Origin of the sequence: Arthrobacter sp. UYCu712 (assembly GCF_040547005.1) — a bacterium.
Lineage (GTDB): Bacteria > Actinomycetota > Actinomycetes > Actinomycetales > Micrococcaceae > Arthrobacter.
The window spans coordinates 178,596-196,711 of sequence record NZ_JBEPOZ010000006.1 but is presented as its reverse complement, the minus strand read 5'-3'; the positions used below and the strand labels follow the sequence as shown (position 1 = coordinate 196,711).

The 18,116-nt window shown below is 68.1% G+C and carries 18 protein-coding genes and 1 riboswitch; of the genes, 2 read left to right on the top strand and 16 right to left on the bottom strand.

Features of this window, described 5'->3' with window-relative positions; translation table 11 throughout:
* Positions 1-11: 11 nt before the first annotated feature.
* The 11 genes from ABIB51_RS08720 to ABIB51_RS08670 all read right to left on the bottom strand — a co-directional run bounded on the left by ABIB51_RS08720 (position 12) and on the right by ABIB51_RS08670 (position 10,032).
* A complete protein-coding gene (locus tag ABIB51_RS08720; RefSeq protein WP_354187467.1) occupies positions 12-383 on the bottom strand; it encodes a hypothetical protein in 372 nt (123 codons plus the stop codon).
* 81 nt (positions 384-464) lie between these two features.
* A complete protein-coding gene (locus tag ABIB51_RS08715) occupies positions 465-836 on the bottom strand; it encodes a fluoride efflux transporter FluC (RefSeq protein ID WP_354187465.1) in 372 nt (123 codons plus the stop codon).
* Positions 833-1,282: a fluoride efflux transporter FluC gene (locus tag ABIB51_RS08710; RefSeq protein ID WP_354187463.1), complete on the bottom strand. Its 450-nt coding sequence runs from the start codon at positions 1,280-1,282 to the stop codon at positions 833-835. The genes ABIB51_RS08715 and ABIB51_RS08710 overlap by 4 nt, the downstream gene beginning before the upstream one ends.
* Positions 1,283-1,996 carry a metal-dependent transcriptional regulator gene (locus tag ABIB51_RS08705; RefSeq protein ID WP_354187461.1) on the bottom strand — a complete coding sequence of 238 codons (714 nt, stop codon included), beginning with the start codon at positions 1,994-1,996 and terminating at the stop codon, positions 1,283-1,285. It lies immediately after the preceding gene.
* Between the two features lie 16 nt (positions 1,997-2,012).
* A complete protein-coding gene (locus ABIB51_RS08700; protein ID WP_354187459.1) occupies positions 2,013-3,299 on the bottom strand; it encodes an Nramp family divalent metal transporter in 1,287 nt (428 codons plus the stop codon).
* 175 nt (positions 3,300-3,474) lie between these two features.
* Positions 3,475-4,233, bottom strand: coding sequence for a class I SAM-dependent methyltransferase (locus ABIB51_RS08695; protein ID WP_354187457.1), 759 nt, complete (start codon positions 4,231-4,233; stop codon positions 3,475-3,477).
* Between the two features lie 85 nt (positions 4,234-4,318).
* Positions 4,319-5,752 carry an aminotransferase class V-fold PLP-dependent enzyme gene (locus ABIB51_RS08690; RefSeq protein ID WP_354187455.1) on the bottom strand — a complete coding sequence of 478 codons (1,434 nt, stop codon included), beginning with the start codon at positions 5,750-5,752 and terminating at the stop codon, positions 4,319-4,321.
* Between the two features lie 35 nt (positions 5,753-5,787).
* Positions 5,788-5,901, bottom strand: a riboswitch (SAM riboswitch).
* Positions 5,902-6,061: 160 nt separating this feature from the next.
* A complete protein-coding gene (hisN, locus tag ABIB51_RS08685) occupies positions 6,062-6,874 on the bottom strand; it encodes a histidinol-phosphatase (protein WP_354187453.1) in 813 nt (270 codons plus the stop codon).
* A 90-nt stretch (positions 6,875-6,964) separates the two neighbouring features.
* Positions 6,965-8,080 carry a ribosome small subunit-dependent GTPase A gene (gene rsgA / locus ABIB51_RS08680; protein ID WP_354187451.1) on the bottom strand — a complete coding sequence of 372 codons (1,116 nt, stop codon included), beginning with the start codon at positions 8,078-8,080 and terminating at the stop codon, positions 6,965-6,967.
* Positions 8,064-9,476 carry a 3-phosphoshikimate 1-carboxyvinyltransferase gene (gene aroA, locus ABIB51_RS08675; RefSeq protein WP_354187449.1) on the bottom strand — a complete coding sequence of 471 codons (1,413 nt, stop codon included), beginning with the start codon at positions 9,474-9,476 and terminating at the stop codon, positions 8,064-8,066. The genes rsgA and aroA overlap by 17 nt, the downstream gene beginning before the upstream one ends.
* A 7-nt stretch (positions 9,477-9,483) precedes the next feature.
* A complete protein-coding gene (locus tag ABIB51_RS08670) occupies positions 9,484-10,032 on the bottom strand; it encodes a DoxX family protein (protein WP_354187447.1) in 549 nt (182 codons plus the stop codon).
* A gap of 395 nt (positions 10,033-10,427) precedes the next feature.
* On the opposite strand from ABIB51_RS08670, the gene ABIB51_RS08665 reads away from it, so the two are divergent.
* Both ABIB51_RS08665 and rsrA read left to right on the top strand, forming a co-directional pair.
* Positions 10,428-11,195 (top strand): sigma-70 family RNA polymerase sigma factor, encoded by a 768-nt coding sequence (locus ABIB51_RS08665; RefSeq protein WP_354187445.1) that lies wholly within the window; start codon positions 10,428-10,430, stop codon positions 11,193-11,195.
* The gene (rsrA, locus tag ABIB51_RS08660) at positions 11,192-11,452 is read left to right on the top strand and encodes a mycothiol system anti-sigma-R factor (RefSeq protein ID WP_354187443.1); all 261 of its coding nucleotides are present in this window, start codon (positions 11,192-11,194) and stop codon (positions 11,450-11,452) included. Before ABIB51_RS08665 ends, rsrA begins: the two co-directional genes overlap by 4 nt.
* A gap of 92 nt (positions 11,453-11,544) precedes the next feature.
* Here the strand turns inward: rsrA and ABIB51_RS23190 are convergent, their stop codons facing one another.
* The 5 genes from ABIB51_RS23190 to ABIB51_RS08640 form a co-directional block, all read right to left on the bottom strand.
* Positions 11,545-11,619, bottom strand: coding sequence for a 50S ribosomal protein bL37 (locus ABIB51_RS23190; RefSeq protein ID WP_104061284.1), 75 nt, complete (start codon positions 11,617-11,619; stop codon positions 11,545-11,547).
* Positions 11,620-11,711: 92 nt separating this feature from the next.
* Positions 11,712-12,335: a PadR family transcriptional regulator gene (locus ABIB51_RS08655; protein WP_354187441.1), complete on the bottom strand. Its 624-nt coding sequence runs from the start codon at positions 12,333-12,335 to the stop codon at positions 11,712-11,714.
* Positions 12,335-13,156 (bottom strand): DUF4097 family beta strand repeat-containing protein, encoded by an 822-nt coding sequence (locus ABIB51_RS08650; RefSeq protein ID WP_354187439.1) that lies wholly within the window; start codon positions 13,154-13,156, stop codon positions 12,335-12,337. Before ABIB51_RS08650 ends, ABIB51_RS08655 begins: the two co-directional genes overlap by 1 nt.
* 156 nt (positions 13,157-13,312) lie before the next feature.
* Positions 13,313-13,912: a GDSL-type esterase/lipase family protein gene (locus tag ABIB51_RS08645; RefSeq protein ID WP_354187437.1), complete on the bottom strand. Its 600-nt coding sequence runs from the start codon at positions 13,910-13,912 to the stop codon at positions 13,313-13,315.
* A 128-nt stretch (positions 13,913-14,040) separates the two neighbouring features.
* Complete coding sequence (locus ABIB51_RS08640) at positions 14,041-17,835, bottom strand: multifunctional oxoglutarate decarboxylase/oxoglutarate dehydrogenase thiamine pyrophosphate-binding subunit/dihydrolipoyllysine-residue succinyltransferase subunit (RefSeq protein ID WP_354187435.1); 3,795 nt, start codon at positions 17,833-17,835, stop codon at positions 14,041-14,043.
* Positions 17,836-18,116 lie beyond the last annotated feature (281 nt).

The window sequence follows — 18,116 nt, the reverse complement described above, 5'->3', positions numbered from 1 at the left end:
GTGTTCTTAAATTACGCCTCCGGCACCGCGACGTCCACGATGCCGACGAAGCGGCTGCCCACACCCTCATACTCGCTGCGGACCAGCCCGGCGCCGACGCCGGGAACCTCATAGGGTGCGTGGTGGGCGCAGATGACGTACGTGAATTCCGGCCACCACTTCTTCGGCCGGGCGGCTTCGGAGAATCCGCAGACCGCGCAGGTCAGCTGGACCCACACCGGCCGTTTGCCCGTCCGGTTCGCCTTCGACTGGACCAGCCACTGCGGCGGGTTGTCCAGGAGCTCGCCGAGCTCGGCGTCGGACAGGCGGGAGGGAATGCCGTGACGGTGCGCCATCTCCAGCGGAATATCGAGGATCTGGGCTGCTTCACGTCGGGTAACCATCCCTCAACGATACGGGACCCGGGAGGACCCGCAGCGCGGTGTCAGGCTCGTCACAAGGCCCTGGAACCCGCCGCCGGCGCCCTAGGCGGCCAGTGCGAGGCCCGCGGCAGCGGCGGCAAGGCCGAACAGCAGATTGACGGCCAGATTGAGCGCGGCGGCCCGGTAGCGCGTCTCGCTGACGAGCCGCACCGTGGCCGTGGTCCAGGAACTGAAGGTGGTCAGGCCTCCGGCAAGTCCGGTCGCCAGCCCGGCCTGCCATTCTGGTCCCAGACCGAGTTTGTCCGTCACGCCGATGGACATTCCGATGATGAAGGACCCGACGACGTTCACGGTCAGGGTCGCCAACGGCCAGTGCGGATGCGGACCGGGACGGTGAGCGAACCACGAGTCGGCGGCGAACCGCAGCAGGGTGCCCGCCACCCCGAAGGCGCCGACCAGCAAGGCGGTGATCATGCTGCCCTGCCGCCCAGGTCGGCCAACTTCTTGCCGGTTTTCCAGCCGGCGGCGGCGGCTCCGAGCCCGAGCACCAGGGAGAGCGCGAGGTAGGCCAGCCACGTCGAGTGGAAGCCCGCGCGGAACTGCTGGTCCACCGCATATACCACCACGGAGAAGGTGGTGAAGGACCCGAGCAGTCCGGGGCCCAGCCCGGCCCGGAGCCAGAAGGCTGTGCGCGGCCGGGCGATCCAGAGGGTGGTGAGGGTGGCGAGGACAAAGCTGCCGGCCACGTTGATCACCAGTGTTGTCCACGGCAGGGCGTCAGCCGCCTCCGGAAAGACAAGGCCCGCCACGAAGCGCAGCTCTGTTCCGACCAGCCCGCCGGCGGCAACGGCCGCCCACACCCGCCAGCCCGGCAGTCCGGGGCGTTCTTCCGCCCGGGCCTCCGCCAGCGTGCCGGGCACTCAGCGCCCTTCGACGCTGCAGCCGGCGTGGGCCGCCTCGCTGTGGACCCAGAGCGAGGACGTGACCTCCTCGGCGAGGTCGACGTCGCGGACGCCGCCGCCGGTACTGACCCGAACGACGAGGGCACCGCCGAAGGGCCGCCGGCCGATGACCTCGACGGCGGCGTCCAGTTCGATCTCCTCCGCGGCGAGGTAGCGCAGGAGCTCCGGGTTTTCGTCGCTGATCCGGGTGATCCGGCCGGTGTGGCCGTCATCGAGTTCGCCCATCCGGTGGGCCTCGGGCATCAAAACTGTGCCGTCGGCGGCCGGGATCGGATCGCCGTGCGGATCCCGCGAGGGGTTCCCGAGCTTCGCCGCCATCCGCTCGATGAACGTGTCCGAGACGGCGTGCTCGAGCAGTTCGGCTTCGTCGTGGACCTCGTCCCAGCGGTAGCCGAGCTCGTGGACGAGGAAGGTCTCGATCAGCCGGTGGCGCCGGACCATCAGCAGAGCCAGCCGGACGCCGTCGGCCGTCAGGGTGATCGCGCTGTACGGCTGGTGGTCGACAAGGCCCTGGTCCTTGAGTTTGCGGACCATCTCGGAGACCGAGGAGTTGGCGACGCCGAGCCGCTGGGCCAGCTGCGTGGAGGTAATGGGCTTGTCCTGCCACTCCGTGAAGGAGTAGATGACCTTGACGTAGTCCTCGATGGAGGAGGATGGCGGGCTGGTCTTCACAGCCACTAGCCTACCGTCAGGCAGCCCCGGAGAAGGTGAGCCACAGCAGCATCAGGTTCAAGGCGACCACCAGGACCACGCTGATGATGGCGGCCACCCGGAGCGGGATGCCGTCGGCGAAACGGCCCATCAGCGCCTTGTTGCTGGTCAGGACCACCAGCGGCACCAGGACGAACGGGATGCCGAAGCTCAGCACCACCTGGCTCAGGACGAGGCCCCAGGTGGGGTCGAAGCCCACGGACAGGAGCACGACGGCGGGAATCAGCGTGATGACGCGGCGCGTCATCAACGGGATCCGGATCTTGAGCAGGCCCTGCATGATGGTTCCGCCGGCGTAGCAGCCCACCGAGGTGGAGGCGAGTCCGGAAGCGAGCAGGCCGACGGCGAAAATGACGCCGATGACCGGCCCGAGGTTGGCCGTGATGGCGGCGTGCGCGCCCTCGATGGTGTCCGTCCCCTCTTCTCCGCCCAGCGTCGACGCCGCCAGCAGCAGCATGCCGATGTTCACGATGCCGGCGATGGCGAGGGCCGCCACAACGTCCCACCGGGTGGCCTTGACGAGGCGGGCCATGGCCGGCGCCGGAACATGCACGTGCGGATTCGGCCGGTGCCGGTCCCGGGAGAGCGCGGAATGGACGTAGATGGCGTGCGGCATCACGGTGGCGCCCAGCATGCTGGCAGCCAGCAGGACCGTGTCCGGACCCTGGAAGCCCGGCACCAGCCCGGCAAGGACGCCGCCGGGGCTGGGCGGGTTGATGAAGAGGCCGGCCAGGAATCCGATGGCGATGATGCCCAGCAGGAAGATGATCACGAATTCGAAGGGCCGCTGCCGGTTTCTGGCCTGGACCGCCAGCAGCCCCATCGACACGCCGCCGACGATCAGTGCGCCGAGGGGCAGGGGCAGCCCGAAGAGCAGGTACAGGGCGATCGCCCCGCCCACGACTTCCGCGAGGTCGGTGGCCGCGGCCACGATTTCGGCCTGGACCCAGAAGGCGCGCCGCCAGAACGGCTTGAGCCGCTCGCCAAGAATCTCCGGCAGGCTTTTGCCGGTCACGATGCCCAGCTTCGCGGACTGGTACTGGACCAGCACGGCCATGACGTTGGCGGCGACGAGGACCCAGACCAGGAGGTAGCCGTACTGTGCCCCGGCCGTGAGGTTGGCGGCGACATTTCCCGGGTCGACGTAGGCAATGGAGGCCACGAAGGCGGGGCCCAGCAGTCCGAGGAGTGCCCTGCGCGCACCAGGCTTCCGCCGGGCCGGTGCTCCCGGCGGCGGGGGCTGGTGCCCGGTTACTTCCAGCACTGCGGCTCCCAAGGTTCGGGGCGTCAACGTTGACGCGGCGGTTGGTACCGGAGGATGGTGCGGACCGGTCCCAAAGTTTCGAGTGCCTGCAGCTCAATGTTAGGCATACCGAAACAATAAGCCCCGGCGGGCGTCGACTGCAATGCGGCCGGGATGAGGCCGGGAGCCGCCTGCGTCAGGTCCGGACGGCCCGCCAGGTCTGGGTCAGGTAGGGGAACGCAAGGACGTCGCCGGGGCCGTGGCCGAGGTGGTCGTTCAGGTACCAGGCGAGGTTGGCCAGCACCTTGGCCCGGGTCGCCTCGCCGGCGGCCAGGTAGTAGCTGCGGGATTTTGCCAGGTCGATGATGTCCACGGTGCGCATGGCATCATCCCAGCGGGTCAGGTGGCTTTCGAGGCCCGTGAACTCCGGTCCCAGCGGCGGTTTGAAGTGCGGCTTGTGGACATCGCCGGCGTGCATGATCCGGGAGAGCCGGTGCACCCACGGGACGGAGGTGTCCATCTGGTTCCAGATCAGCCCCAGCACGCCGCCGGGGCGGAGGATCCTGGCGATCTCGGTGCTGGCACGGAGCGGATCGCACCAGTGCCAGGCCTGGGCGACCGTGACGAGGTCGAAGGCCTCCGGAGCCAGCCCGGTGTCTTCGGCGGTGCCCTCGACGGCGGCCACTCCGGGCAGTGCCTGCCGCAGCTGTGCCAGCATGTCGGAGGAAGGGTCGACGGCGACGGTGTGCAGCCCGCGTTCGACCAGCAGGGCCGTGAATTTTCCCGTTCCGGCGCCGATGTCCGCCGCGTCCCGCGCGCCGGCGGGGATCAGCCAGTCGGCCGATTCGCCGGGGTATCCCGGGCGGACCCGCTCGTAGTGGGCTCCACCGTCCTGGAAGCTCTGCCCGAGCTCCTGCCGGCGTTCGTGGTGAAGTTTGGGGCCGCCGCGTGCCACGTGCGATCTCCTTCGGGCAGGTCTGATGGGTACCTTCCGAATTTACCGCACGCGACCGCTGCGCACGCGCCAGTGGTTCGGGCGCCTACTCCACCACGGTGCACGGCGCGGCGCCGGCGGTGCCGGGGGTGTTCGGCGCCCAGTGCGGGTAGCTGCGGGTGTCGTTGGACGGCACCCAGCGGCCGGCATCCACCACGTAGTCCCAGCCGAGGCCGGCCTGCCGCAGTTCCTGGATCCCGGCGAGCAGCCGCTGCGCGTCTTCGAGCCGTGAGCCGAGACCGAAGCTGGCCCGCAGCGAACCGGACGGGAGGCCGAGCCGCTTGAGCAGCGGATGGGCGCAGAACCGGCCGTCGCGCAGGCCGATGCCGTGTTCGGCGGAAAGATACGCGGCCACCAGGCCGGCGTCGTAGCCTTCCACGGAGAAATTGACGACGCCGATCGTGCCGGCGCCCTGCCCGTGGTCTTCGGGGTCCGTGTCCGAGAAGATCTGGTGCACGGTCACGCCGTCGATCCGGCGGAGTCCCTCAACCAGGAAGGACCGGATGGCGTCCTCGTGGGCGTGCCACCGCGTCCGGTCAAGGGCCGCTATCACCTGGGTGGCCCGGGCCAGCGTGGCGGCACCCAGGACATTGGGGGAGCCGCCCTCGTGCCGGGCCGGACCGGTGGTCCAGCTGACCGTGTCGAGCCTGGCGTCGCTGACCGCTCCGCCGCCGGCGAGGTGCGGGGTTCCGGCGTCGAGCCAGTCCGGGCGGCCCACCAGCACGCCGGACCCGAACGGTGCGTAGAGCTTGTGGCCCGAGAAAGCGAGGTAGTCGATGCCGTCCGCGGCCACGTTGATGCGCCGGTGCGGGGCAAGCTGCGCGGCGTCGACGACGATCCGGGCGCCGTATTCGTGGGCGAGGGCGGCGAGGGCGCGGACCGGCAGGATCTCGCCCGTGACGTTCGAGGCGCCGGTGACGGCCAGGAGGCTGACGCCGCCGAGCGCGAGCTGTTCGCGGAGCTTCCCGAGGGTCTCCGCCAGGGTGGGAGCGGCGACGACGCTGCGGTGCGGTACGGACTGCCACGGCAGCAGGTTGGCGTGGTGCTCGATGTCGAGGTAGAGGACCTCGCCGGTGTGGCGGCCGTCCGCGACGGGCAGGCAGCCGGCCAGCAGGTTCAGCGAATCGGTGGTGTTGCGGGTGAAGATCACCGAGTCGTCCGGGCGTCCGCCGACAAACTCGCGCACAATGTCGCGGGCGTTTTCGTAGACGGAGGTGCTGATCTGGGAGGCGTACCCGGCGCCGCGGTGGACGCTCGCGTAGAACGGCAGGATCTCGTTCAGGTAGGCCGACACCACGGACAGGGCGGGCGCGGACGCTCCGTAGTCCAGGTTCGCGTAGCGGACGTGTCCGCCCTGGATCAGCGGGGCCTGGATCTCCGCGCCGGTGACGGCGGCGAACGGCCGGCCGGCGACGGCGAAACGGTCGGGCAGCGCCGTCGCGGACGGGGAGTGGGTGGCGGGAATGGTGGCAGTCGTCATGGGACCTCGCTTGAAAAAGGACCCCACGCACCGGGGATCCGCGCTTGCCGGGTCCAGTCAGGACCGGCCAGGTCGTCACCCGGGGCACCCCACCGCGAATGGAGGGTTGCCGGCCAGCAAACCGGGGTTTAGCGCTGGCACTCGTGACCTGCTTCGAGCCTAGGACATCCCTGCTGCCGCGGAAAAGGCGGGGGCCAATATGAAGCGTAATGTTACGCGCCGCCGGGAAAGGCCGGATTGGGCGAAGAAAAGACGCCGGCGGCCCCGAATCTGGGGGCCGCCGGCGTCATTAATTCGTGCGAAGGCTGCTTAGAGCAGGTCGTCCAGTCCCGGGTTGAGGCGCTTGAGGACCTCGGAGTGCAGGATCGAGTTGGTGGCGAGGGCGTTGCCGCCGAAGGGCCCGTCCTCGCCTTCGAGGGACGTGAAACGGCCGCCGGCTTCGGTGACGATCGGGACCAGGGCCGCCATGTCGTAGAGGTTCAGTTCGGGTTCGCAGGCGATGTCGACGGCGCCCTCCGCCACGAGGCAGTAGGACCAGAAGTCGCCGTAGGCGCGGGTCCGCCAGACCTCCTCCGTCAGGCCGAGGAACTCGTCAAGGTTTCCGCGTTCCTTCCAGCCGCCCAGGCTCGAGTAGGACAGCGAGGCGTCCGAAAGCTGGGACACGTTGGAGACCCGCAGCCGGGTCGCGGCGGCGAGCGAGCGTCCCATGTAGGCGCCGGCGCCCTTGGCCGCCCACCAGCGCTTGCCCAGGGCCGGGGCGCTGACGACGCCGACGACGGGCTCTCCCTCGTCGACGAGGGCGATCAGGGTGGCCCAGACGGGGACGCCGCGGACGAAGTTCTTGGTCCCGTCGATCGGGTCGATGATCCAGCGCCGCGACCCGTGGCCGGAGCTGCCGAATTCCTCGCCGAGGACGGCGTCGCGTGGGCGGGAGCGGGACAGCTGGCCGCGGATCGCTTCCTCGGCGGACTTGTCGGCGTCGGTGACCGGCGTCAGGTCAGGCTTCGTTTCGATCCGAAGATCGAGCGCCTTGAAGCGGCTCATGGTCTGGGAATCGACGGAATCTGCCAGTACATGGGCAAGGCGCAGGTCATCGTTGTAGCTCGAAGCGGGTTGACTCATGGTTCCAAACTACCGCCAAAGCGGGCCGCCCGCCGGGAGGCCACGGCCCCGGGACACCGCGGGGCGGCCCCGGCGTGCACCGCGCCGGGCCTACGAAACGGTGCCGAGTTCCTTGACGTCCTGCGCTTCCATCCGCGGGTCCGTGCCGAGGAGGCGGCGCAGCGACGTGAGCCGGGCCGGGCCGGACGGTCCCGCGTGGCCTGCCGCGACCCAGGCATCGACGCCGCAGTTGACGGCGCTCGTGTCGTGCTTGCAGCCCCGTTCGCAGTTGTCCGTGCCGGGTTCCAGGTCCGGGAAGGAACGCAGGATCCGGTCCGGATCCACGTGGGCCAGGCCGAAGGACCGGATGCCCGGGGTGTCGATGATCCAGCTGCCGGCGGGCGCATCGTTGACCTTGAGCGCCAGTGCCGAGGACGAGGTGTGCCGGCCGCGGCCGGTGACCGCGTTGACGCCGCCGGTGGCGCGCTCGGCGCCGGTGAGGGCGTTGACCATGGTGGACTTGCCGACGCCGGAGTGGCCGAGCATGACCGTGACCTTGCCGTCGAGGTAGTCGCGCAGCTGTGACACCGCGTCCTTGTCCAGCCGGGCGGACAGCCCGTCGTCCGAGCGGGCGTCGATGCCGGAGGCGGCCGAGTCCGCCGTTTTGCTGATGATGACCGGGAAATCCAGGTGCTGGTAGTTGGAGAGCAGCTCGGCGGGATCCTTGACGTCGGCTTTCGTGACGAGGAGCAGGGGAGCGATGCCGGCGTCGTAGGCGGCCACGAGGGCGCGGTCGATGAACCCGGTCCGCGGCTCCGGGTTGGCGGCAGCCACCACGATCACGAGCTGGTCCGCGTTCGCGACGACGGCGCGCTCGATCGGATCGGTGTCGTCGGCGCTGCGCCGCAGGAGTGTGTTGCGGTCCTGGATCTTCACGAGCCGGGCAAGGGTGTCCGGTTCGCCGGTGACGTCGCCGACGAGCGAGACGAAGTCGCCGGCCACCACGGGGTTGCGGCGCAGTTCCCGGGCGCGGGCGGCGATGATCTTGCGTTCCTCCCCGGTGCCCTCGCCTACTACGGCGGTGTAGCGTCCGCGGTCGACGGTGATGATCCGGCCGGTGACGGCGTCGTCATAGCTGGGACGGTCCTTGGTGCGCGGCCGTGTGCCCTTTTTGTTGGGCCGGATCCGGACATCCGATTCGTCCCAGGAGTCAGTGCTGCGGGCCACGGGTGGCGTCCTTTGTGTCTGCGGGGGCCGCGGCGGTTTCTCCGGTGCTGCCTTGGGCCAGCATCGCTTCCCACAGCAGGGGGAAATCCGGCATGGTCTTGGCCGTGGCCGCGATGTCCTCGACCTCGATGCCAGGCACTGCAAGGCCCAGGATGGCCCCTGCCGTGGCCATGCGGTGGTCCGCATAGCTGTGGACGACGCCGGCATGGAGCGCAGCGGGCCGGATGATCAGGCCGTCACTGGTTTCCTCGGCGTCGCCGCCCAGGCGGTTGATCTCGGCCACGAGTGCGGCCAGCCGGTCCGTTTCGTGTCCCCGGAGGTGGGCGATGCCGCTGAGGCGCGACGGTCCCGTGGCGAGGGCGCAGAGCGCCGCGACGGTCGGGGCGAGCTCGCTGGTTTCATCGAAGTCGCCGCCGGTGATCTCCGGGCCGCCGGCCACTGTCAACGTGCCGCCCTCGAGGGTGACGGTGGCGCCCATGGTGGTGAGGATGTTCCGCCAGAGGTCTCCCACCTGGGTGGTCGCGTCGGGCCAGCCCGGGATCCGGACGGTGCCGCGGGTCGCCAGGGCGGCGGCGAGGAACGGTCCTGCGTTGGAGAGGTCCTGCTCGATGTGGTGGTCGAAGGCGCGGATGGGGCCGGGGGAGACGATCCAGTGGTTCGGGACGGAATCGTCCACGGCGACACCGACTCCCCGCAGCACGGCGACCGTCATGCCGATGTGGTCCAGGCTGGGGACGGGCTTGCCTACGTGTTCAAGGTGCAGACCCTCGGTGAAGCGGGCACCGGCGAGCAGCAGGGCGGAGACGAACTGCGAGGAGGCGCTGGCGTCGATGACGAGGTGCCCGCCGCGGACTTCGCCTGTGCCCTGGACGGTGAACGGCAGGGACGACGCCGGTCCGCCGTCGGGCGCGCTGACGTCGACGCCGAGCCCGCTGAGGGCGCCGATGATGGCGCCCATCGGGCGGTTGCGGGCGTGCGGGTCGCCGTCGAACAGGCTCTCGCCGTGGCGGAGCGCCGCGACCGGCGGGACGAAGCGCATGACAGTGCCCGCGAGTCCGCAGTCGATGCCGGTCCGGTCCGTGGAGGCCTCAAGGCTGATCGGCGTGATTTCCAGGTCGGGGCCGAAGGCGCCGTCCCCCGGAATCTCCGTGATGGTGGCTCCGAGCTGGCGGAGCGCCTCGATCATCAGCGCCGAGTCCCGCGAATGCAGGGGGGCGCGCAACCGCGAGGGGCCGTCGGCCAGGGCGGCCAGCACGAGGTATCGGTTGGTCAGGGACTTGGACCCCGGAACGGTGACCGTCGCGTCGACGGGCCGCGCGGCAAACGGTGCCCGCCAGTGCGGCGCCCCGGCTGCCGGGACGGGCGTGGTTGCTGCTGTGGGGGTGGCGCCTGTCATTGCCTTCTTATGCTCCGACGGTGTGGTCTACGGCCTTGCGGACGGCCTTGTCGGCCTTCTTGAGCTGCTTGCCGCTGGTCTTCTTGACGTCGGCGGCGAGGTGGCCGGCGTTCCTGCGGGCGTCAGCGGCGAGGTGCTCCGCGCGCCAGGCGAGGCTGGGCTTTCCGTTGGTGTCGACGGAGGCCAGCAGGACGCCGCCGGTCAGCGAGACGTTCTTCAACAGCTGCTTCCGCCGGGCGTCGCGGCCCGCCTTGGAGGTGATGTCCGCACTACGCCATTCCACGTAGCCGTTCAATGCCGAGATGACGGCCAGCACGGTGGCGGCCAGGCGCGAGGACTTGCCCAGCGCGAGGCACACGCCGGCGCCGACCTGGGTGCCGCCGATGACGCGGGCAAGCACTTTCTCGTTGGTCTGGAAGGGCAGCGATTCGGCCGCGCGGCGCAAGAGAGGAGACAACTGTGCCGCAGTGTCATCCGCATTCTTCAACTTGTCCATGCCTGCGAGGACGAAACTGGAGGCGAGCATGGGCCGGGCAAGAAAACGGACAAAGGACATGAATTTCCTCCTGGATGGACGAACCGCGGAACCGAAGCGGGAGAACCGGTTCTAGTCTTGCACTTTTGCGGAATATTTGCCTGTTGTGTGTGGTTGTCAATTGCAGGTTCCGGCCGCTTGCAGTGGCTGGATCAGGAGTCCGTTCGGCCCCGGGTTGCGGGCCGGAACACAGCGGTCCAAGAACACGGCAGTGCAAGAAGCAGTGGCGTTGTGGCGCGCGGCCGCGACGGCAGGGAGGCGGAAATTTGTTGTTGGTGAAGTCAAGCAAGGAGTGGGAGACAGAGCTGGAGACCGGGCCCGGGAATCCCTGGACCACGGCCCGTCCGGTGCGCCGGGTTGAGGACCTGGGCACAGTTTCGGCTGCCCGCCGGAAGGTGACAGTAGACTTGAAGGCAATGAGCACCATGGATCCGGCCGTTGCGGCCACGCACGAGGTTGCCGGAAACGACGCCAAGCCCAGCAAGACCCCCGCTGCCAGCCCTGCCGGCGCATCGCCCGATCCTGCGCAGGAGACGGTGGTGGACGGGAAACCGCTGGACACCTCGACCGAAACCGCTGAAGAGCGGCGGGTCCGTTTTGAGCGCGACGCGATGCAGTACGTCGACCAGTTGTATTCCGCGGCCATGCGGATGGCCCGTAACCCTGCAGATGCAGAGGACCTGGTCCAGGAGGCATACACAAAGGCGTTCTCGGCCTTCCACCAGTACAAGCCGGGCACCAACCTCAAGGCGTGGCTGTACCGCATCCTCACCAACACGTACATCAACCTGTACCGCAAGCGGCAACGTGAGCCGTTGCAGTCGAATTCGGACACCATCGAGGACTGGCAGCTGGCACGCGCCGAGTCGCACACCTCCTCGGGGCTGAGGTCGGCCGAGGCCGAAGCCCTGGACCACCTGCCGGATTCGGACGTGAAGCGTGCCCTGCAGGCCATCCCCGAAGAGTTCCGGCTGGCCGTCTACTTCGCCGATGTCGAGGGCTTCGCGTACAAGGAAATTTCGGACATCATGAACACCCCGATCGGGACCGTCATGTCCCGGCTGCACCGGGGCCGGAAGATGCTGCGGGACATGCTCGCCGACTACGCCGCCGAGCGTGGATTCAAGGCCGCCACCGAGTCAACTGCCGCGGCCGGAAGCAACAAACAGGAGAACAGGAAATGAGCGACTGCCAGGGACTGGGCGATTGCGACGACGCCCGGATGCAACGCATCTACGAGTATCTGGATGGCGCGCTGACGCGCGATGACATCGCTGAGATCAAGGACCATCTGGACGGGTGTCCGGAGTGCTTCGAGCAGTACGACCTCGAATGCGTCATCCGCGTGATGGTGAAGCGTTCGTGCACGGAAGCTGCCCCCGAGAACCTCAAGAACTCGATTCTCGACAGGATCCATTTGATCCGCACGGTTGAAGCCTGAGTCCTCGGCGGCCAGGCTGACAAAGTGAATGACCCCGGGAACCGTGAGGTTTCCGGGGTCATTCAGTTAAAGCTGTCATTCCAAGCTTTTGCTTAGGCGTTGGGGCGCTTGCCGTGGTTCGCGCCGCCACGCTTACGGTCACGACGTTTACGTGCACGCTTGCTCATAGCTGGCCTCCTTAATATTGGTACTCAAAAGAGCTGCCCTCAAGTCTCCCACATTGGGGCACCTGCCGCGAACCGGGCGGCCGGGCGGCGTCTCACGGCTCAAACGAGCTGCGGATGGAGATCCGGGCCTGGTCAAGCACGGTCCTGACCGTCTCCAGGGTGACCGGCGTGACGGGGTGACGGCTGCCGTGGCGGCGCAGTTCAACGCGGATATCATCGCGGAAGGCCTGGACCAGCATTTCGGCTTCCCGCAGCCGGCGGTCGCCCTCCTGGGAGAAGTGGGGACCTGTCGCGGCCCCGGCCGGTGATCCCGCCGTGCGGGCGGCGGACCGTGCGGCCTCGGCCGTCGCGGCGAGGTCCGCCCGGAGTCCCTGCATGTTGATGCGGATGTCCTGGCGCAGGTTGTCGGCGAGCCTGCGGACCGAGGCGGAGATGTCGTTCTCCACGCCGGCGAGCTCATCCCGGCGGCTGTCGAGCTCGACCAGGCCGGCAGGGGTGATGCTGTAGTTGGTCCGGCGGCCTTCCGTCTGCGTGGCCACGAGCCCCTCCTCCTCGAGCTTGCCCAGCCGGGGATAGATGGTCCCGGCGCTGGGGGAGTAGGTGCCGCCGAAGCGGTCGCTGAGGGCCTTGATGAGCTCGTAGCCGTGCTTGGGCCCGGTCTCAAGCAGCGCCAGCAGGTACAGCCGCAGTGCGCCGTGGGCGAAGACGGGAGGCATCAGAGTCCCGCTCCGGTGTCCGCGGTCCCGTGGAAGATCGACGTCTTTCCGGAGACTGAGTTGGTCCGGACCAGCATGAGCTGGGCGTCGGGGCCGGCGATCGTCTGGACGGTGCCGCCGGGCTGCGTGTACGTCAGGTCGTCAATGACGACGGCGCCGCTGGCGGACTTCGCGACGATATCGACGCCGACGTCGTGCGGCAGCCGGATGGTGACGTCCCCCGAGACGGAGTTGGCGCCGAAGTCGTGGGTGAAGCCGTGCAGGTCGAAGCTCAGGTCGCCACTGACGGTGTTGGCGCGGATGTTGCTGAACTCGCCGGAGGCCGTGACTTCTCCCGAGACGCTCTTGGCGGTCAGCACGCCGTGGTGGTTGCGGGCGATCACCTCGCCGCTGACCGTCTTGACGGACAGTTCCCCGGAGGTACCGTCGGCGAGGACGGAGCCGGAGACCGTGTTGAGGCGCATATGGCCACTGAGGCCGGACACCATGCCGTCACCGCTGACGGTGCCCGCCTCGACCTCGACGCCGGCCGGGAGGGCGATGCTGATGACCACCGAATTGCTGCTGCTGTTGTTGACGGTGTCCATGAGGTTCTTGAACCAGCCCTGCGCGCCGTGCAGCTGGTGGCGCACTTCGAGCCGGCCGTTCACCAGCGTGACGGCCAGCGGGTCTCCGGAGATTTCGGAGACCTCGATCCGGGCGACGTCCTCGTCATGGGTGACGATGTCGAAGCGGCCGCGCACGATGCCGAGCTTGAGCGAGCGGACGCCGTCGACGTCGATGGTCTGCGGGCCGGTAACGGTCCAGGTGTTCTCTTCCATGGTTCCTCCGGGATGGATCCTGCGCCTTATTTGCGATGCATCCTGACGATATATCGCGACTATGAAGTCACGATATATCGCCTATTGATCGCGGTCAAGATATATCGCAAGATTGGCCGGCGGGCGTGCGCGGGAAACCCGGGGTTGGGCTGCTGCCTACTCGGGCACGTCCATGCCCAGCCACTGGAACCAGCCGCGGTGCAGCACGAGCCACGCCATCAGGCCGTAGCCCGCCTGGCCCGGGGTGCCGCCGTTGGCCGCCAGGTCCTGGCGCCACTGCTCGTGGTTCAACAGCGGCGAGAACGTGTCCACATACAGGTGCTTGCGGCGTGTGGTGACGTCGGCAAAGGCGGTGTTGAGATCGCCCAGCCGGCGGTTCTGCGTGGGGTCGAGCGTGGGCGGCGGCCCCACAACGAAGACTTCGATCTTGTTCTGTGAGGCGGAATCGAGGATGTTGGCCAGGTTCAGCCGGCTGCGGGCCGTGGAGAGCCCGAACTCGATGTCGCGGCCCGAGAGCCCGATCACCAGGCGGTTCTCGTGGTGGACGCTGAAGCGGCGCCCGGCCTCCTCGAGCCAGCGCGCGGCCAACCCCTCCGTGCCTTCCTGCGGGCAGGGCAGGGAATAGCTCTCCACAGCCATGCCGTCCTGCGGAGTGCGGGCCAGCACCCGGCCCAGCCAGCCCAGCGCGCGGGGATCACCGAGCCCGGCCAGCAGCTCATCGCCAACGGCTGCGATCCGCAGCTTTCGATCTTCCACGACTACCTCTTCAGTCCAAAGCGCCGATTGCGCCGCCCAGGGGGACGGCGTCAGTCAGGCACAGACGGTTAAACTAAGCTGCCCGGCCGGAGTTGCGTGTTTCCATCTCCGGCCGGGCAGCAAGGACCTTACTTGCGTGCGAATGCCTGCTTGAGCAGGGCATCCTGCTCGGCCGCGTGGCGCTTCATCGATCCTGCGGCCGTGGAGGCCGAGGCAGGACGGGAGACGAGGCGGACGTGGCGGTCGAGGGCGCCTGGCAGGTTGAGCCCGATGAACGGCCACGGGCCCTGGTTGGCAGGTTCATCCTGCGCCCAGACGACTTCGGCGTTCGGGTACTTGGCCAGTTCCGCGGCGATCTCGGCGGCGGGCAGCGGGTAGAGCTGCTCGACCCGGACGATCGCCGTCGTCTTGTCCTCGGTCTTCTGCCGGGTGGACAGGAGATCGTAGTACAGGCGGCCGGAGACGAGCAGGACGCGCTCGACGGCATCCGCCTGCAGCTGCTCGTGCTCGGGGATGACGGTCTGGAAGGTACCCGTGGTGAAGTCCTCCACGGACGAGGCGGCGGCCTTAAGGCGTAGCAGCTGCTTCGGCGTGAAGATGATGAGCGGCTTGCGCGGCCGGCTGTACGCCTGGCGGCGCAACAGGTGGAAGTGCGAGGCCGACGTCGTGGGGTTGGCCACGATCATGTTCTCCTCGGCGCACATCAGCAGGAAGCGTTCGATCCGGGCCGAGGAGTGGTCCGGTCCCTGGCCCTCGTAGCCGTGCGGCAGCATCAGCACGAGCGAGGACCGCTGGCCCCACTTCTGCTCGGCCGAGGAGATGAACTCGTCGATGATGGTCTGGGCGCCGTTGACGAAGTCGCCGAACTGGGCTTCCCAGAGCACGAGGGCGTCCGGGCGTTCCACCGAGTAGCCGTACTCGAAGCCCATCGCGGCGTATTCCGAAAGCAGGGAGTCGTAGATCCACAGCTTCGCCTGGTCTTCGGTGAGGTGGGCCAGGGGGAGCCACTCGTCGCCGTTGGCGCGGTCGTGGAAGACCGCGTGCCGCTGGACGAACGTGCCGCGGCGGGAGTCCTGGCCGGCGAGCCGGACCGGGACGCCTTCCATGACGAGCGAGCCGAAGGCCGCGAGTTCACCGAAGCCCCAGTCGATGCCACCCTCGCGGGACATCACCTCGCGCTTCTCCAGCAGCTGCTTGAGCTTCGCGTGGACGGTGAAGCCGTCGGGGATGTCGGTGTGGGCCTTGCCGATCCGGGCCAGCGTCTCGGCGGTGATCGCCGTGGACACCGGAGAGTTGACGCCGGAATCGCTCTGCTGCGCCATCGGGCGCTCCAGGTCCGAGACGGCGGCGGAATCGGCCGTGATGATCGGAATCGGGGACGTCTGGGCGGCGTGGGTCTCCGCGAAGACGCGTTCCAGCCGTTCCTGGTAGTCGCGCAGCAGCTGCTCGGCTTCTTCCTCGGTGATATCACCGCGGCCGATCAGTGATTCGGTGTACAGCTTGCGGACCGAACGCTTGGCTTCGATCAGGTTGTACATCAGCGGCTGGGTCATCGAGGGATCGTCGCCCTCGTTGTGCCCGCGGCGCCGGTAGCAGACCATGTCGATGACAACGTCCTTGTGGAACCGCTGGCGGAACTCGTAGGCGAGCTGGCCGATCCGGACCACTGCCTCCGGGTCATCGCCGTTCACGTGGAACACCGGTGCCTGGATCATCTTGGCGACGTCCGTGGAGTACGTGGACGAGCGCGAGGACGACGGGGCGGTGGTGAAGCCGACCTGGTTGTTGACCACGATGTGGATGGTGCCGCCGGTGCGGTAGCCGCGCAGCTGGGAGAGGTTGAGCGTTTCCGCCACGACGCCCTGGCCTGCGAAGGCGGCGTCGCCGTGGACCATGATCGGCAGCACGGGGAACGCTTCGCCCTGGTCGAGGCGGTCCTGCTTGGCGCGGACGATGCCTTCGAGGACGGGGTCCACGGCCTCGAGGTGGGACGGGTTGGCGGCGAGGTAGACCTTGGTCTCCTTGCCGTTGTCCGAGGTGAAGGTGCCTTCGGTGCCGAGGTGGTACTTGACGTCACCGGAGCCCTGCACGGAGCGCGGGTCCTGCGTGCCTTCGAATTCGCGGAAGACCTGGGCGTAGGTCTTGCCGGCGATGTTGGTGAGCACGTTGAGCCGGCCGCGATGGGCCATGCCGATGGCGACCTCGTCGAGTTCGTCGTCGGCGGCGTCGGAGATGATGGCGTCCAGCAGCGGGATCAGAGACTCGCCGCCTTCCAGCGAGAAGCGCTTCTGGCCGACGAACTTCGTCTGCAGGAACGTCTCGAAGGCTTCGGCGGCGTTGAGCTTGGAGACGATGCGCAGCTGCTCGTCGCGGCTCGGCTTGGAGTACGGGTGCTCCAGCTGGTCCTGGAACCACTTGCGCTCGGCCGGGTCCTGGATGTGCATGTACTCGATGCCGGTGGTGCGGCAGTACGCGTCGCGGAGGACGCCGAGGATGTCGCGGAAGGCGAGCATCGGCTTGCCGCCGAAGCCGCCGGTCGGCCATTCGCGGTCCAGGTCCCACAGCGTCAGCCCGTAGGTCAGGACGTCGAGGTCCGGGTGCTTGCGCTGGACGTACTCGAGCGGATCCGTGTCCGCCATGAGGTGTCCGCGGACCCGGTAGGAGTGGATGAGCTGCTGGATCCGGGCGACCTTGTTGATCTGGTCCGCCGGGTCCACCTGCAGGTCCGGGCTCCAGCGCACGGGCTCGTACGGGATCCGCAGCGACTCGAAGATCTCGTCATAGAAGTTCTGGGCACCGAGCAGGAGCTGGTGCACAAGCTTGAGGAACTCGCCGCTGCCGGCACCCTGGATGACGCGGTGGTCATAGGTGGACGTCAGGGTAAGGACCTTGCTGATGGCGTTCTGCGCGATGATCTTCTCGCTGGCGCCCTGGAACTCGGCGGGGTAATCCAGTGCGCCGACGCCGATGATGGCGGCCTGGCCCTTGGACAGGCGCGGTACCGAGTGCACGGTGCCGATGCCGCCCGGGTTGGTCAGTGAGACCGTGGTGCCCGAGTGGTCGTCCGCGGTCAGCTTGCCGGCGCGGGCACGCTTGATCAGGTCCTCGTAGGTGTGCCAGAACTCGGAGAAGTTAAGCGTCTCCGCCTTCTTGATGTTGGGCACCATCAGCAGGCGGGTGCCGTCCGGCTTCGGCATGTCGATGGCGATGCCGAAGTTCACGTGCGCGGGCTGGACAGCCACCGGCTTGCCGTCGACCTCGTCGTAGTAGACGTTCATCGAGGGGAACTGGGACAGGGCGCGGATGACGGCGTAGCCGATCAAGTGCGTGAAGGAGACCTTGCCGCCGCGGGCACGGGCGAGGTTGGAGTTGATGACCACGCGGTTGTCGATCAGCAGCTTCGCAGGAATGGCCCGGACGCTCGTGGCGGTCGGAACTTCCAGGCTGGTAATCATATTGGTGGCAATGGCCTTCGCCGGGCCGCGGAGGACAGAGACGACGTCCTCTTCCGGTGCGGTCGGGGCCTTGACGTTCTTGGGCAGCTGGGCCGGGATCGGCTGCGTGCCGGTGGCGGGGTCGGAGGTCTTGGCGCCGTCACGGGCCACGGTGGCGGGGGCCTTCTTGGCGGCCGGAACCGGGGCGGCCGGAACCGGGGCGGCAGCGGCGGCCGGTGCAGGCGCTGCCGGCTGCGCGGCGGCAGGTGCTACCACGGGAAGTTCGCGAGTGGCAGGGCGCGCAACTGGCGCTGCACCCGAGGTCCCGTTGGCGGAGGAACCATCGCCGGCGTCGAAGGACTCGAACAGCGGCCACCATTTGGCATCCACCGTGTTCTTGTCCTGCTGGTAACGCTCGTACAGTTCGTCAACGAGCCACTCGTTTCCGCCAAATTCCTCTGGTAGACGGTGGCTAGGCTGCTCTGGCACTTGAAATACGCCTCTTCCATGAGTTTGATTCCCACTGGTTTCCATGGTGCCGCAGCACGACGATCGAACCAGTCTCCGCGTCCAGTGAACCCAGACCCATGTCAGTCTAGTGACGATTCTTGCCAAACCGCCAATAAGGGTGACTCAAATCATGTAGTGGTCCGGAACCTTCGCGGGGCCGCCTCCGGAGGCGGCTTTCGAAGCCGCTCCGCAGGCGGGCGGAGGCTCGCCTAGAATCGCAGGGAGAACCCCTGAGCACTGAGAATGCCTACCAAGGAGCA